16 protein-coding genes are annotated in these 14205 nt (G+C 46.8%); 10 read left to right on the top strand and 6 right to left on the bottom strand.

The annotated features are described in order from the left end of the window. Positions 1–93 precede the first annotated feature (93 nt). The 5 genes from LCY76_RS20020 (at position 94) to LCY76_RS20000 (ending at position 4729) form a co-directional block, all read left to right on the top strand. On the top strand, positions 94–396 hold the full coding sequence (locus LCY76_RS20020) for a UxaA family hydrolase (protein ID WP_248254103.1): 303 nt from the start codon (positions 94–96) through the stop codon (positions 394–396). Next, positions 380–1555 (top strand): UxaA family hydrolase, encoded by a 1176-nt coding sequence (locus tag LCY76_RS20015; RefSeq protein ID WP_248254102.1) that lies wholly within the window; start codon positions 380–382, stop codon positions 1553–1555. Before LCY76_RS20020 ends, LCY76_RS20015 begins: the two co-directional genes overlap by 17 nt. 101 nt (positions 1556–1656) lie before the next feature. After that, complete coding sequence (gucD, locus tag LCY76_RS20010) at positions 1657–3123, top strand: alpha-ketoglutaric semialdehyde dehydrogenase GucD (protein WP_248254101.1); 1467 nt, start codon at positions 1657–1659, stop codon at positions 3121–3123. 59 nt (positions 3124–3182) lie between these two features. After that, the gene (locus tag LCY76_RS20005) at positions 3183–4076 is read left to right on the top strand and encodes a fumarylacetoacetate hydrolase family protein (RefSeq protein ID WP_248254100.1); all 894 of its coding nucleotides are present in this window, start codon (positions 3183–3185) and stop codon (positions 4074–4076) included. Between the two features lie 26 nt (positions 4077–4102). Then, on the top strand, positions 4103–4729 hold the full coding sequence (locus LCY76_RS20000; RefSeq protein WP_248254099.1) for an urease accessory protein UreH domain-containing protein: 627 nt from the start codon (positions 4103–4105) through the stop codon (positions 4727–4729). Positions 4730–4744: 15 nt separating this feature from the next. On the opposite strand, the gene larC2 is transcribed toward LCY76_RS20000, so the two are convergent. Then, positions 4745–5227, bottom strand: a complete 483-nt coding sequence (larC2, locus tag LCY76_RS19995) for a nickel pincer cofactor biosynthesis protein LarC2 (protein WP_248254098.1) — start codon at positions 5225–5227, stop codon at positions 4745–4747. A 149-nt stretch (positions 5228–5376) separates the two neighbouring features. On the opposite strand from larC2, the gene kynA reads away from it, so the two are divergent. Beyond that, the gene (kynA, locus tag LCY76_RS19990; protein ID WP_248254097.1) at positions 5377–6234 is read left to right on the top strand and encodes a tryptophan 2,3-dioxygenase; all 858 of its coding nucleotides are present in this window, start codon (positions 5377–5379) and stop codon (positions 6232–6234) included. A gap of 246 nt (positions 6235–6480) precedes the next feature. Then, positions 6481–7446, top strand: coding sequence for a nuclease-related domain-containing protein (locus LCY76_RS19985; protein WP_248254096.1), 966 nt, complete (start codon positions 6481–6483; stop codon positions 7444–7446). On the opposite strand, the gene LCY76_RS19980 is transcribed toward LCY76_RS19985, so the two are convergent. Next, entirely contained in the window at positions 7425–7898 is a 474-nt protein-coding gene (locus LCY76_RS19980; protein ID WP_248254095.1) for a hypothetical protein, read from the bottom strand. The two genes, LCY76_RS19985 and LCY76_RS19980, sit on opposite strands and share 22 nt — an antisense overlap. Before the next feature lie 142 nt (positions 7899–8040). Between LCY76_RS19980 and LCY76_RS23945 the strand changes: the two genes are divergently transcribed. Further along, complete coding sequence (locus LCY76_RS23945; RefSeq protein WP_255357588.1) at positions 8041–8169, top strand: hypothetical protein; 129 nt, start codon at positions 8041–8043, stop codon at positions 8167–8169. Positions 8170–8232: 63 nt separating this feature from the next. On the opposite strand, the gene LCY76_RS19975 is transcribed toward LCY76_RS23945, so the two are convergent. Further along, positions 8233–8499: a hypothetical protein gene (locus tag LCY76_RS19975; RefSeq protein ID WP_248254094.1), complete on the bottom strand. Its 267-nt coding sequence runs from the start codon at positions 8497–8499 to the stop codon at positions 8233–8235. A 253-nt stretch (positions 8500–8752) separates the two neighbouring features. Between LCY76_RS19975 and LCY76_RS19970 the strand changes: the two genes are divergently transcribed. Continuing rightward, on the top strand, positions 8753–9241 hold the full coding sequence (locus LCY76_RS19970; protein ID WP_248254093.1) for a VanZ family protein: 489 nt from the start codon (positions 8753–8755) through the stop codon (positions 9239–9241). 180 nt (positions 9242–9421) lie between these two features. After that, positions 9422–10366: a nucleoside hydrolase gene (locus tag LCY76_RS19965; protein WP_248254092.1), complete on the top strand. Its 945-nt coding sequence runs from the start codon at positions 9422–9424 to the stop codon at positions 10364–10366. A gap of 69 nt (positions 10367–10435) precedes the next feature. Here LCY76_RS19965 and LCY76_RS19960 read toward each other — a convergent pair whose 3' ends face one another. The 3 genes from LCY76_RS19960 to LCY76_RS19950 form a co-directional block, all read right to left on the bottom strand. Further along, positions 10436–11215, bottom strand: a complete 780-nt coding sequence (locus LCY76_RS19960; RefSeq protein WP_248254091.1) for an HAD-IIA family hydrolase — start codon at positions 11213–11215, stop codon at positions 10436–10438. A 427-nt stretch (positions 11216–11642) separates the two neighbouring features. Next, positions 11643–12845 (bottom strand): MFS transporter, encoded by a 1203-nt coding sequence (locus LCY76_RS19955; RefSeq protein WP_248254090.1) that lies wholly within the window; start codon positions 12843–12845, stop codon positions 11643–11645. A gap of 230 nt (positions 12846–13075) precedes the next feature. Next, positions 13076–14101, bottom strand: coding sequence for a YeiH family protein (locus LCY76_RS19950; RefSeq protein WP_248254089.1), 1026 nt, complete (start codon positions 14099–14101; stop codon positions 13076–13078). Positions 14102–14205 lie beyond the last annotated feature (104 nt).

Here is a 14205-nt window from a genome sequence, read left to right as displayed (position 1 = left end):
AGGTCCGGTTTGGTAAGTGGCGTGTAAAGAGCTCCAGCGCTTGCCGGACCTTAGCAAGGCGCTTGCGCTTTTCTTAAAAGGAGGTATGTGGGTATGAACTATAAAACAATGATGATGAAGCCGCTTGATCATGTAGCGATCGCCTTAATGGATCTTCCGCAAGGGGCACTGCTCCTTGTCCGATGTGAAGACAAAGAACAAGAGGTGGAACTGAAGCACGACATTCGTTTTGGCCACAAATTCGCGGTAAAGGCGATTGGACAAGGCGAGGAGATCTTGAAATACGGCGAAGTCATCGGCCGGGCGGTTGCTGATATTGGAATAGGAGAGCATGTTCACGTTCATAATCTGGAAGGCATAAGAGGAAGGGGAGATAAAGTTGAATCCGGAGCTTAACAACGAACTGCTTGGATACAGGCGGCCGGACGGGAAAGTAGGCGTGCGCAATCATGTGCTGATCTTGCCTACGATTACGTGCGCCACCCAGGCGGCAAAACAAATTACGGAACTGGTGCAGGGAACAGTCAGCTTTATCCATCAGCACGGCTGTGCACAGGTGGGAGAGGATTATGATCAGACATTTCGCACGTATGTAGGGATGGGGCTGAACCCGAACGTTTATGGTGTGGTGGTTCTTGGACTTGGCTGTGAGACTCATCAGGCAAGAAGTGTTGCCGGCGAAATTGCCAAGAGCGGCAAACCGGTGGAGGTTGTTTCCATTCAGGATCATGGCGGAACTTTGATGACGATCGCTGAGGGAGCAAGGGTAGCGGCAAAAATGGTTCAGGACGCCTCCGCACAGCGCAGGGAACCCTTTGATTTCAGTGAATTGATCATCGGGACCGAGTGCGGAGGATCAGACGCCTGCTCTGGCCTTTCAGCAAACCCTGCAGTGGGGGTGGTTAGTGACCTCGTCGTGGATGCTGGCGGAACGGCGATTCTGGCAGAGACGACCGAACTGATCGGGGCCGAACATTTATTGGCGAAAAGAGCCGTAAATGAAAAGGTAGCCAAGCGGGTGTATGAAGTGATTGAAAAGATGGAAAGCAGAGCCATCCTGATGGGGGTTGATATCCGAACCGGTAATCCAAGTCCCGGAAACATTGAAGGCGGCCTCAGTTCACTTGAAGAAAAGTCGCTTGGCGCGTCCAATAAATCCGGCAGCAGGCCACTTCAGGAACTCATTGATTATGCGGAGTATCCGACGAAAAAGGGTCTTGTTTGGATGGATACCCCCGGACATGACATTGAGCAGCTGACAGGTATGGTCGCTGGAGGAGCACAGGTCGTTCTTTTTACGAGCGGACGTGGCACACCGACAGGATCACCGATTGCTCCAGTTATTAAGATTTCAACGAACACTGCCATGTTTGAAAAAATGAGGGACAACATGGACCTTAATGCAGGAACCATCATTGAAGGAGAAGAAACGATTCAGGCGGCCGGCAGACGGATTTTTGACGAGATCAAAGAGGTGTCTTCAGGAAAACTGACAAAATCGGAAGTGCTGAAACAGCATGACTTTGGTATTTGGAGAATCGGGCCGACGTTTTAATAGGGCTGCTAGCCAATGGTGTTGTTTTTAGGCGGGGTGTGATTGAGCCGCCTTCAACTAATGCTTAACAAAGCTTAAATAATAAAAGGGAGAGATGAACAATGACGGTACAAACACAAGTGAAAACCTTTCTGAACTATGTGAACGGTGAATGGGTGGAAGCGTCCACGAATGAAACGATCCCTTGCATCAACCCCGCCAATAAAAATGAAACAGTAGGCCGCGTTCAGCGTTCGGGGCAGGAAGATGTCGATCAAGCCGTAGCTGCTGCTAAACGCGCACAAGCGGCGTGGAAGAAGCTTTCCGGAGCGGCACGCGGAGAATTCCTGTATAAAGCCGCAAACATCATGGAAAGCCGGGCGGATGAAATTGCAGAGACGATGACGAATGAGATGGGGAAAACCTTCGCTGAAGCAAAAGGAGAAACGTTAAGAGGCGTTGCCATCCTTCGCTATTATGCGGGTGAAGGGATGCGCAAGACCGGTGATGTGATTCCTTCAAGCGACAGTGAAGCTCTGATGTTCACAACAAGAGTCCCTCTTGGGGTAGTTGGCGTCATCTCGCCATGGAACTTCCCGGTCGCGATTCCCATCTGGAAAATGGCGCCTGGCCTCATCTACGGAAACGCGATTGTGATTAAACCGGCACAAGAAGCAGCGGTAACCGCCGTTAAGGTCATCGAATGCCTCGCTGAAGCGGGTATTCCTGCCGGAGTTGTAAACATGGTGACAGGCACCGGCTCTGTGGTCGGACAGGCGATCGTGGATCACCCGGATGTGAATGGAATTACTTTTACCGGTTCAAATGCTACAGGAAAAGCGATCGGACAGGCCGCGCTCTCACGCGGAGCCAAATATCAGCTTGAAATGGGCGGAAAGAACCCGGTTATTATTGCAGCAGATGCAGACCTTGATCTTGCCGTAGACGGTACGATCAGCGGCGGACTTCGCTCAACGGGGCAAAAATGCACAGCGACGAGCAGGGTCATCATCCACGAGGATGTCTATGAATCTTTTAAAGAAAAATTGCTGGCTAAAGTTAGAGAGCTCAAGGTGGGTCCTGGACTTGACGGAGAAACATGGATGGGCCCTTGTGCGAGCGAAAAACAGCTTGAAACCGTATTGTCATATATTGAAAAAGGCCAGGCAGAAGGGGCTTCGCTTGTTTATGGAGGACGTCAGCTTACCGAAGCTGATACAAAAGACGGCTTTTATGTGGAACCGGCTATCTTTGAAAATGTAGAGACGGGCATGGCCATCTCTCAGGAAGAAATCTTTGGACCTGTACTTGCATTAATTAAAGTAAGTACGCTGGAAGAAGCGATCGAGCTTGCGAACGATGTGGAATATGGCTTAAGTGCTTCCATCTACACGACCAACATCAGCCACATGCTCTCTTTCATCAATGATATGGATGCGGGGCTTGTACGGATTAACGCAGAAACGGCTGGTGTGGAACTTCAGGCTCCATTCGGTGGCATGAAGCAGTCAAGCTCTCATTCCAGAGAACAGGGACAGGCAGCCATTGAATTCTACACATCAATTAAAACCGTGTTTGTCAAAGGATAATAAAGATGAGGGTTACAGTTATGTAACCCTCCTATTTCATTTAAAAAGGAGCATTGCACATGAAAACAATAACGTTTAAAAAAGATGGGGAATGGGCGCTTGGGGTTAAAACCGAGCGGGGCATTTTGGATGTAAAGGAAGCTGTCCGTCTATTGATGGCGGATACTGAAGGCATTCCAGTTACCGTTGATGAGCTGATTTTACAGGGAGAAAAGGGGAAAGAGGCTCTTCAAAGACTGGCAGAAACGGAGCTTGCGTTTCGTGAAGGCACGTTTTATCCCGAGGATTCCCTTACGCTCGGTCCTTGTGTCGTTTCTCCGCAGAAGATCATTTGTGTCGGTCTGAATTATAAAAAGCACGCCGAAGAGTCCAACATGGCACTGCCTGAAACACCTATCCTTTTCAGCAAATTCAGCAACGCCCTGGCGGGACATCTTCAGGAAGTGAAAATACCGGAGCGTTCTCTCCAGGTGGATTACGAAGTCGAACTGGGCGTGGTGATTGGGAGAACAGCCCGCAATGTGGAAGTGGATGAAGCGAGAAATTATGTTTATGGCTATTGCACGGCCAACGACCTGTCGGCAAGGGATCTTCAGTTTAAAACAGGACAATGGCTGCTCGGTAAAACGTGTGATGGCTTCAGTCCAGCTGGGCCTTATCTTGTGAGCAGTGATGAGATAGAAGATCCTAATCAATTAGGGTTGAAGACTGTCTTAAATGGAACGGTACGCCAAGATTCCAATACGGCTGATATGGTTTTTTCCTGTGAAGAGATCATCAGCTATGTTTCACAGCATATGACCCTCTGTCCCGGCGATCTTATTTTAACGGGTACACCTGAAGGCGTGATTATGGGTGAACCGGAGGGCGAAAGATTCTGGCTCAAGGACGGAGATGAGGTTACCGTAGAGGTAGAAGGGCTTGGTAAATTGACGACAATTATGAGAAAATAAGCAAAAAAGAGAATAGGAGATTACATATGGAGTTTACAACCATTTTAGTCATGGCGCTGCTGCTCGGATTAAAGCATGCCCTTGATCCGGACCACATTGTGGCGGTGACGACGATCGTCAGTGAAAAGAAGAAAGCCCGGTTTTCCGCACTTGTTGGTGCCTGGTGGGGTCTCGGGCATATGACGACCATCCTTGTGATCGGCAGCGCTATTATTTATTTCGACCTCCTAATCTCTCATTCTGTTGAAAAGCTCCTTGAGAGCATTGTAGGCGTCATGATCATTTACCTCGGAGTAAAGGCGTTCTACTCTTTGAGTATGGGCAAGACACATGAACATGCTGCATCCCGTGAGAAAAACAGATGGATGCTGAGACCGCTTATTGTTGGTTTACTGCATGGCCTTGCAGGGAGTACCGGTGTCGCTTATTTATTCCTGAGCACGATTGAGGACAAGTATATGGGCTTTTTGTATCTACTTGTCTTTGGTGCCGGAACACTCTTAAGTATGGTGCTCGCTACACTGCTGATCGGCATGCCTTATTCCTGGGCTTCAGACCATAAGAAGCTTAATCTGTTATTAACGCAAAGCACCGGTATACTGAGCGTCATCTTTGGAATCTATTATCTCTGTGAGATCCTGTTTCTTTCTTAAAAGGGCGGGATTTTTTTATTTGTTTTGGCTGATCGCGATGGATTTCGCCTCGTCATAAATCAGCTGCAGAGGGAGGTTGTGCTTTTCAGCAAGAGCCCTGCACTCCTCAAATTCGGGTGAAAACTTAATACGCTCTCCCTGATAGATTCCGATCTTGACAGTAACCTCTCCCCATTGTGTTTTTGCTTTGTAGAATTCCCTTCCGAGACGGTGACAGGATACAGGAAAAAATCGAAGGCCAAAGCTGGTCGTTTCTTTAAAAATAATCTCTTCGAGTTCTTGCTGTTTGGTTGGGGAGGTAAGCACAGACAGTTTATACGCCGGGCGGTTTTTTTTCATATAGATGGACGTATAATACACATCATTGGCACCGGCAGCGAGCAGCTGGTCCATCGTATAAGCGAGAACTTCACTGCTGCAGTCATCTAGATTCACTTCGATCATGACCATTTCGTGATCGAGCTGTTCATGAGCGTGCTGGGACAAAAAATTATTCATATGGCCTGGCTCCTTTTCTCTATGTACTGTTGTTTTTATTATAGCAATTAAACGACTGTTTAATAAAAGCATGTGGTCATGTTCTGGCAGGATAAGGTATGATGAGTAGGGATGAATGAAAGCGTTAACATGACAAAGGGGGATTTTGCATGCTGAACAAAAATGATCAGCCAGATGTGAATGCAACAAGCTCGGAGACGAACATCCATACGGATTTTAAAAATAATATGACGTACGGCGAATATTTGCAGCTTGATAAAATCTTATCGGCACAGCGCCGGCTGTCCGGCCACCATGACGAGGTGCTGTTCATCGTTATTCATCAGGTGAGCGAGCTGTGGATGAAGCTCATCCTGCACGAAATGCACTCAGCGATTGAGTCGATCACGAACGATGACTTGTCCAGTGCGTTCAAAAAGCTGGCGAGGGTATCAAAAACGCAGTCACAGATCATTCAGGCGTGGGACGTGCTTTCCACGATGACACCTTCCGAATACATGGAGTTCCGTGATTCGCTGGGACAGGCGTCCGGGTTCCAGTCGTATCAATATCGGATGATCGAGTTCGCACTCGGTTATAAGACGCCGCATGTGCTGAAGATCTATGAAAAGGATCCTGAGCTGTTAGTTGAGTTGAAGAAGGCTTATGAAGCTCCGGGATTGTACGATGTGGCGATTCGGGCGTTGCACAAAGCGGGCTTGGCGATTGATGAGGAAGTGCTGAATCGTGACGTGACGCGCACGTATCAAGAGAATGAAACGATTCGCCAGGCGTGGACCACCGTCTACCGTAATCCAAAACAATATTGGGATCTGTACGAGCTCGCCGAGAAACTCGTAGATATTGAAGACTGGCTTCAGCAATGGCGATTCCGCCACATGAAGACGGTTGAGAGAATCATAGGGTTTAAGATGGGTACGGGCGGTTCCTCTGGTGTCGGCTATTTGAAGAAGGTGCTCGACCAGCGGTTCTTCCCGGAACTGTGGGATATTCGGACGATATTGTAGAAGTTTGGGGAGAATTGAAGGAGAAATGAGGCGCCTCAGAGAGGTCGGAATTCAGTGCCGCCAGTAAATATCGCTTTTGCGCCAGCAATTTTGGTGAACGCGCCAGTAAATATCGCATATACGCCAGTATTTTACTTGACTGCGCCAGTAAAAAGTCCAAACGCGCCAGTAAGCCTAAAAAATAAATTGGCCACTCTTCACAGAAGAGAGGCCTTCTCTAAAATTATGTAAAAGGATGTGATTGGTTTGATTGTAAAGGAGCTAAAAGTACCGCTGATTATAAGAAAGTTAGAGGCTTTACTTCGAAGATTGCCATCCAATCATCCTCAACGAAGTGAGATCGAACGGCAGCTGGCCAGGAGAAAGGCTGGATACCGGGGAGAGCAGTCTGTAGAATATTCATTAAGTTATCTGCCCCCAAATAAGTATATTATTTTGTTTGATCTTAGACTTTATGATGGCTCTCATTTTTTTCAAATAGACACCCTTCTGATCTCCCCGCATTTCCTTCTTATTTTAGAAGTAAAGAACTTCTCTGGTACTCTCCAGTTTGATCAGGAATTTAAACAGCTTATACGAACCTCAATGGATAAAGAGGAAGCATTTCCTGACCCGATCCTTCAGGTTGCACGTCATAAAACCCAGCTTCAAACATGGCTTTCCTCCATGGGATTTCGCCATCAAATCCCAATTGAAACCATCGTTGTAGTAAGCAGCCCGCATACCCTCATCAGATCTTCCTCAACTGGAGTCTCACGAAAAGTTACTCACCTTTCTAACCTAATTGAACTCATTAAAGATCTTGAACAACGATACAAAAAGGATGCTGTCACGGAAACAGAAATTCAGTATTTAACAAATCTGCTTATCAAAAATGAATATCCGCATGACGCCGATATCCTTAACCGCTTTCAAATTTCCTATCAGGAGATTCTCAAAGGTATACTATGCCCTGTCTGCTTGAGCTTTTCCATGTCCAGGTCCAGACAAGGATGGAAATGTATGAATTGTGATCATTATGACAAATTAGTGCATTATACCGCGCTTGAAGATTATATCCTTTTATTAGGATCTGAGATTACGAATAGAAAACTAAAAGAGTTTCTTCAATTATCATCTACAAGCGCTGCAAAACGGTTACTTTTGTCCCTTAACGTTCCGCATTCAGGAAGCTTTAAGGATAGGAAATATTATTTGTCACTCCCTTTATGAAAGGGCATTCCCTGTCTAAAAACCTCCGGATCCACATTAAAATGCCTGGAAACGACCTTTTGGAAGAACGCGGACTCACGCCTGATGGAGGGAAGGGTGGGTACAGGTTTTGGAACGCCGAAAATGGGGCCGCTGACGTTGATGGTAAAGCGAGCGGAACCGATGAAGCTTCCTGTCACACGGATTTGATCGGCAATCAGCAGGATGGCGAGGCCGATGTCAATTACATCAATAAGAGTGGTGGCAGCCTGGTTGCCATTAATGCCCTCCAGGCGTGTGTCTCCGGTTAATGGTCCCGCTAAAGATGGGCGAAATCCCCCTGGGGTCACAAATACCCCGATGATCGTAATTTGTCCAGTCAGCAGCAAGGCAGCAGTTGCCAGATTCAACCCTCGCTGAAGTGCGGCTATTATCTGTAATTCGCTGTCAATTCTGTCAGCTGTTTTCCCCATTTTTTTTCACACCCTCACCCGTTATCCTATTCGTAAAGGTAGGCGATGGGAATCCAAGACAACCTTAAATTCTTTGAAAAAAGTACAGAGAGCCTGTCAGTAAAATATAGTGGTATAGAATCTCCCAAAAAGGAGTGATAAGGTGGCTCTTTCATTAACGGATATTCCAACGGTTAAACCCTCTGCGACGGGTGTTTTCCTGCTGGCCCTGCCCTTAATTATCTTTATCTTTTTCTTCACACAGCCTAAAGCGAGTGATGAGCTGCAGTAGTCAGGAGAACGGGGGCAGCGCAGCAATGTGCTGCCCGTAACTGATAGATCAAAAATAAAAAACTTAATGATTCAGCAGCCGTTTATTGTAGTTATGGGCTGCGACGGCTCCCCAGATCATGCAGATGGGATGGGTGATCAACAAGCCGAATCCCAGTGTGAGGACACCGACAACGCCTTCAATAATCAGCATGATAATGGCACCTGCGATTGTAGAATAAAACATGCCGAGAGAGCCAAATAGAAAGGTTAGTACCAAGGACAAGCCGACACTTTTCGTACTGGCAACGACCACGGTATTTTGTTGTACGACGGTTTTAGATTCTGACATCCCAACACCCCTTTAGGTCTTTTCAATCAAGTCTTACCTCTAAAATGTATACAATTTATGGTAAAATATACTTGTTTTTAAACGAGTGTTTAAGGAGTAAAGCATTTGTAAAAATAGGCTAAACTGACATCGGGATCAGATTAGAAAGGGATGTGTTGTGGTGTACAGGGTAGTGAATTTGGCCTGGATCGGGTCTGTGTTTTTGCTTTTATTTGTTGTGGTGGACATGTTTCTTCATAAGAAGGAGAGGCTGTTGCATCGGATTATTTTTTATTCCTTCCTTTTTTACATCATAAATGTACTTCAGCTGGTTACTGGAGGCATTGTTGTTCCCCGGTCGGACCAGCCTTTTCAGCTTCTTTTGCAGTCAGTGCCTTTTCATTTTTTGTCAGATTGGTACCAGAATTATAAGAATAATGGATTTGACTGGTTCTTTTGGAACTCGGTCAAGCTGTCATTTTTCAATGTGCTGCTGCTGTTTCCGATGGGCATCTACCTGCCTGTAATATTCAAGATGGGTTCCTGGAAAAGAGTCATCACCGGAGTATTTTTAACGAGTTTTTTCATCGAGTTGCTTCAGCTGACTTTAGGCTTTTTCAAGCTCCTTGAAATGAGCAGGAGCATTGATGTGGATGACTTAATCTTAAATACGATCGGCGGGATGCTCGGATTTGTGTGTTACAGGATTGGCAGGATGATGGTCCCGTTGAAGAATAGGAAGGAGAAGCGTCTTAGCAGCTAGCTGCTTTTCCCGCCTAAATATTTAAACAATCGTTTAAACCTGCGCCCGCCTTTCATTTTGCACTATGTCCATTTTCCTGTTGCAACCAGAGAAAATGGATATTTTTGTGTGCAGTAACTGAAGGCTGTATCGATACATAAGATAAAAATGGTTAAGTATCGGGGGGCTAGGAGGCGGACCATGAATGTCTTGTTTTTTACCGATTTAGGGATAGATGATGCGTTTGCTCTTATTTATGCGTTGAAGCATCCCCAGATCAAGGTGATCGGTATTGTTGCGGACTATGGGAATGTTTCAAGGGACCGGGCGATCCGGAACGCCCAGTACATTTTAACGATGACGAACTCAGATCATATCCCGATTATTTCAGGAGCAAGCCGGCCTGTGCTGGGGACGGAGCCTGAATTTTTTCCTTATGTTCATGGAGCGGAAGGCCTGGGCACGGTTATACCTGAGGAGATGCCTAAAGCCTTATATAATTTCAGCAATATTTTTACCGTTATTAAAGAGTCGACGGAGCCTGTCTCGATCGTCAATATTGGCCGGCTTACTTCGCTGGCGATGGCCTTTATTTTACATCCGGAGTTATTGAATCTGGTTCAAAACATCTATGTGATGGGCGGTGCCTTTCTTGTACGGGGCAATGTCACACCGTATGCCGAAGCCAATATTTTTGGCGACCCTACCTCAGCGAGTATCGTGATCAATCATACGAGTCCCTTAGCCGTAAGTTTATTCCCGCTTAACGTGACGGAAAAAGCAATTGCTACTCCTCAATTTGTTCAATCTTTGATAAAAGACTCTGAAGACACTTCGGGACATTTTCTTCGCCGGATTTATGAGTTTTATTATACCTTTTATAAAAAGGAGCGCCCCGGCCTGAGGGGAGCTCCTATTCATGACCTGGTTCCTGTCAGTGCTCTTGTCAATCCGTCGATTTTTAAGTACGTAGAACGGAATGTCCAGATTGTTGAAAACTCGTCCATTTTCGGAAAAGGTATCACCGTTGCTGACTTTAGGGAGCATCCGGTCATTAATCCGGGTGACAATGATTTTTCCATTATTGCTTATGATATGGATTACGATGCGTTTTTAAAGGATGTTTATACCGTTATGCGGTCTTGAATGAACATAAAAATAGCTCCTGAACACTGGATGCCAAGAGCTTACAGGGGTTGAGGTTTTCTGTTTGGACTACAAGCTGGTAATATTTTTAATGCTTTCCAGTATATACGTTGGTTTGTAGGGGGAGGTGGCTGCCATCTCTCTGTTGGAAATGCCGGTTAAGACGAGGACGCTGTTCATTCCGCTTTCATTGGCCATCTTAATGTCCGTTTCCAGCCTGTCACCGATCATATAACAATCCTCGTATTCAAGTAATAGTATCTTTTTCACGGCCACCTCCGCCAGATAGCTGGACGGCTTGCCGACGACCAGATCAATAGGTTTTCCTGTGGCCCCTTCCAATGCGCCGATCATGGCACCGCAGTCAGGCAGCTGCTGGTTATTTTCCATGGGACATGTCCGGTCAGGATTGGTCGCGATCACCTTTGCCTGATGAAGACAGGCCTGAAATGCAAGATTCAATTTTTCATAGTTAAATTCCCGGTCCCAGCCCAGTACTACATAAGCTGCCTCTGCAGGATTTTCGGTTAAAGGGATGACGAACTCCTGAAGTTCTGACAGGAGGGGAGCTTCCCCAAGAGCAAGGACCTTCTCTCCGGGAACAAGTACTTCACGAAGATATAACGCCGTAATGTAATTGGAATTGATGACCTCCTGCAACGAAACATCGATGCCGAATTTCCGCAGCTTCCTCACATAATCCTGACGTGTCGCGATCGATTTATTGGTGACGAACAACACTTTGTCACCCCGTGTTTTCAGGTGATGAATGGCTTCTGCCGCACCGGGAATAAGGCGGTCACCGAGATACACCGTTCCATCCAAGTCGAAAATATAACCCCTCACCATGGCACTCACCTTCCTGCCGCAAAATTTTCCCCCATCAGAGGAAGACTGAATAGTATATGCACAGAACGGATTGATCGTTTTTGCCTTGCTTCATAAAACCTTTACCGACGCTTAAGATGGATACAATTTTCTGTTACTATTTTCCTGACTTGATGTAATGGAGAAAATTTTTTTATTCCTTGAGGGGGTTGGTTTTATTCAGACCCTAAATCAAAATTATGTTCAAAAAGTAGTAAGTAGTAAACAGGGGGCTTCAGCTTCAACCGTACACAGTGAACGAAACCGCTGATATGCAGCGTCTGATCAACTAGGGTGTAACGGGAATGTTTTTTACGAACTTTCCGGATCGACTTCACCGTCTTCTGAAACAGCTTCCTTAATAAAAAAGAGCCGCTCATGGGGGATGAGCGGCTTTTGTTATGTATGTTTAGGCAGCCTTCCAGTTTTTTGCCTGTTTCGCTTTGGTTTTGACAAAGAGCATCATGATGGCACCGATTAAAGGACCGGCAGCGAGCACAAGGAATCCATAGAAGTAGCTGAAAGTCGCATCCACCACCATGCCGACGACAAGCGGCGAGATGAGCGAGCCGAGCTGCCAGATCGCGTTGACGAGGCCCATCGCTGTCCCGACGAGCCGTTCTTCTACCAGCTCGCCAATAATCGCGGTCATGACCGGACTGTAGATGAACGCGGTGACACCGAGAATCGCAGTGATTGTGAAGAGAATCCCTGTATGTGTGTTTACACCAAACCAAACCAGCACGGGGGCAAATAAAAATAATGCCCAAAACGCGATCGTCTTTTTGTTCATGTAGTCGGATACGAAGCCGATCAGCGGCTTGCATAAAAGACCGGCCATGCCATAAACCGCCATCATTTTGCCTGCTGAAACGAGCGAAAGGTGAAGCGAATGGTTCAAGTATGCATTCGCCCAGGTTGCCGTTCCCCATGTGGCCCAAAGGCCTCCAAAACCTGCAATTCCTGCAAGGATGAGGTTTTTATTTTTCAGTACTGTGAGGATCTCACTCATGGAGGATACGGATTTCTTTGTTCTTCCATAGCTCCTGGTTTCTTTTAGGAAAAAGAAGCTGAGCACGATGCCCGCGATAGGCAGCAGCCCCGCGGCGATAAAGGCAGAACGCCAGCCATGAGCGGCAGCGACTGTCGGAACAAACAAGTTAACGACAGTGACGCCAAGCGACGTTGCCGTCATAAAAAAGCCAATCGCCACACCTCTTCTTTTAGGTGAGATGTGATCGAATATAGCAGCCAGTGATGCGGAAAAGATGGCGCCTGAGCCGAGCCCTGCCAGCAGGCGGAAGACAAATCCCTGCTCAAAGGATTGTACCGTCGACATGGTGAGAGTAAAGATGCCCATCATAAAATAGGAACTGAGCAGTACTTTTCGATAGCCGAACCGGTCGGTCAGCACGCCGCCCGGGAACTGGGTGATCACATATCCTATGTAAAAAGCGGTCATGTAGCTTCCTGCATGCGCGGCCGTCAGTCCCATCTCTTTTGCAGCGAGCGGAAGGACAGGCGGCCACGACAGCCTGTCCACAAACGAAAACATATACGTCATCCAGACAAGCACAACGACGGTCACTTGCCGGATCCAGGGTTTTTTCATAGATATAACTCCTTGTATCGGTTTGTGATCAACGGCGATCTTCTTCGTCAGTACACTCCTCCTCTTCCTCATGTACGTCTAGGTACACTCCGGAGAGTCGTCGTTTGCTTCCTTGAATATCTTGTCGCTGACAAACCTTTTCAGTTTGAATTATTACACATTGTTAAATATAACAGACAAGGCTTTTTCATGCATAAAAAAACCTTCTTGAAAGGAGATTCCAAGAAGGTTTATAAAGTGAAGAAGGTAAGCACGGATAAAAGAATTGAGGTCAATGCCATGGCAATCAGCGGACGCAGCGCACGGTTTTTAAGTGTACTGAAGCTGACGTTCAAGCCCAGGCCGACCATCGCCATCGTAAGAAAATAGGTGCTGACATTTGAGATGTCGTCCAGCACTTGTGAAGGGATGGGAATGATGTCTCCCAGCACATAGCTGCCGATCAGACTCGTGATGATGAATCCGATGAGAAACCACGGAAACTCTACCTTTGCGGAGTTTTTCTGTTTTTCCGGTGAGCGCTTTTTCATCCCATACATAAAGATGAAGCAGAGCGGGACGAGCAGGAAGACGCGCCCCAGTTTGGCAAGCAAGGCCACTTCGAGAGCATCCTGGCCGGCAGGTGCTCCGGCCAATGCCACATGGGCAATCTCATGCAAAGAGATGCCCGCCCACATCCCATAATTGGTGTCCGACAAGGGAAGCAAGGGCCGGAGTACGGTATAGAGAATGGAAAATAGTGTTCCCATCAAGGCAATGATGCCGACGCTGATCGCCGTGTCTTCTTCCTTTGATTTTACGATTGGTGAGATGGCCGCAATGGCCGCTGCTCCGCATACTCCTGTACCGATGCCGAGCAGCAGGGAGATGGACGCGTCTGCTTTTAGCCATTTGGACAGTGCGTACATTACAACAATGGAGAAGGCAACGGTTCCGATGCCCCGGACCAAAAGCGGCAGTCCTTGGTGAAAAATAACGTCGATGTTCAGTTTTAATCCATATAAAATAATCGCAAAACGCAGCAGCTTTTTCGCTGAGAACTCAATGCCTGATCGGAGTTTTTCAGGATAGCCGGAAACTTGCCGGTAACCAACGGCAATCAGGATGGCACTGGCAAGCGGTCCGATGTGATCGAATCCGGGCAGTTTGGATAAGCCTAATCCCAGCAATGCGATAAAAAAGGTAAAAGCGATGCCGGCAAGCCATTGAAGGCGCGGGCTTTTTACGATGTGAGCTGAAGTTTCAGAGTATTCCATAAGTCTTTCCTCCTGTGTACTTCCATGTTACTCTTGGGGGTAGTATAAGTAAAATCACTTTTTTGGATAGTGATGATAACTAATTTGTTATAAATGTACCAAAC

The organism is Fictibacillus marinisediminis (assembly GCF_023149135.1).
GTDB lineage: Bacteria > Bacillota > Bacilli > Bacillales > Fictibacillaceae > Fictibacillus_C > Fictibacillus_C marinisediminis.
Note: the sequence above shows the minus strand (reverse complement) of the source record. Positions and strands in the feature narration are given on the sequence as shown.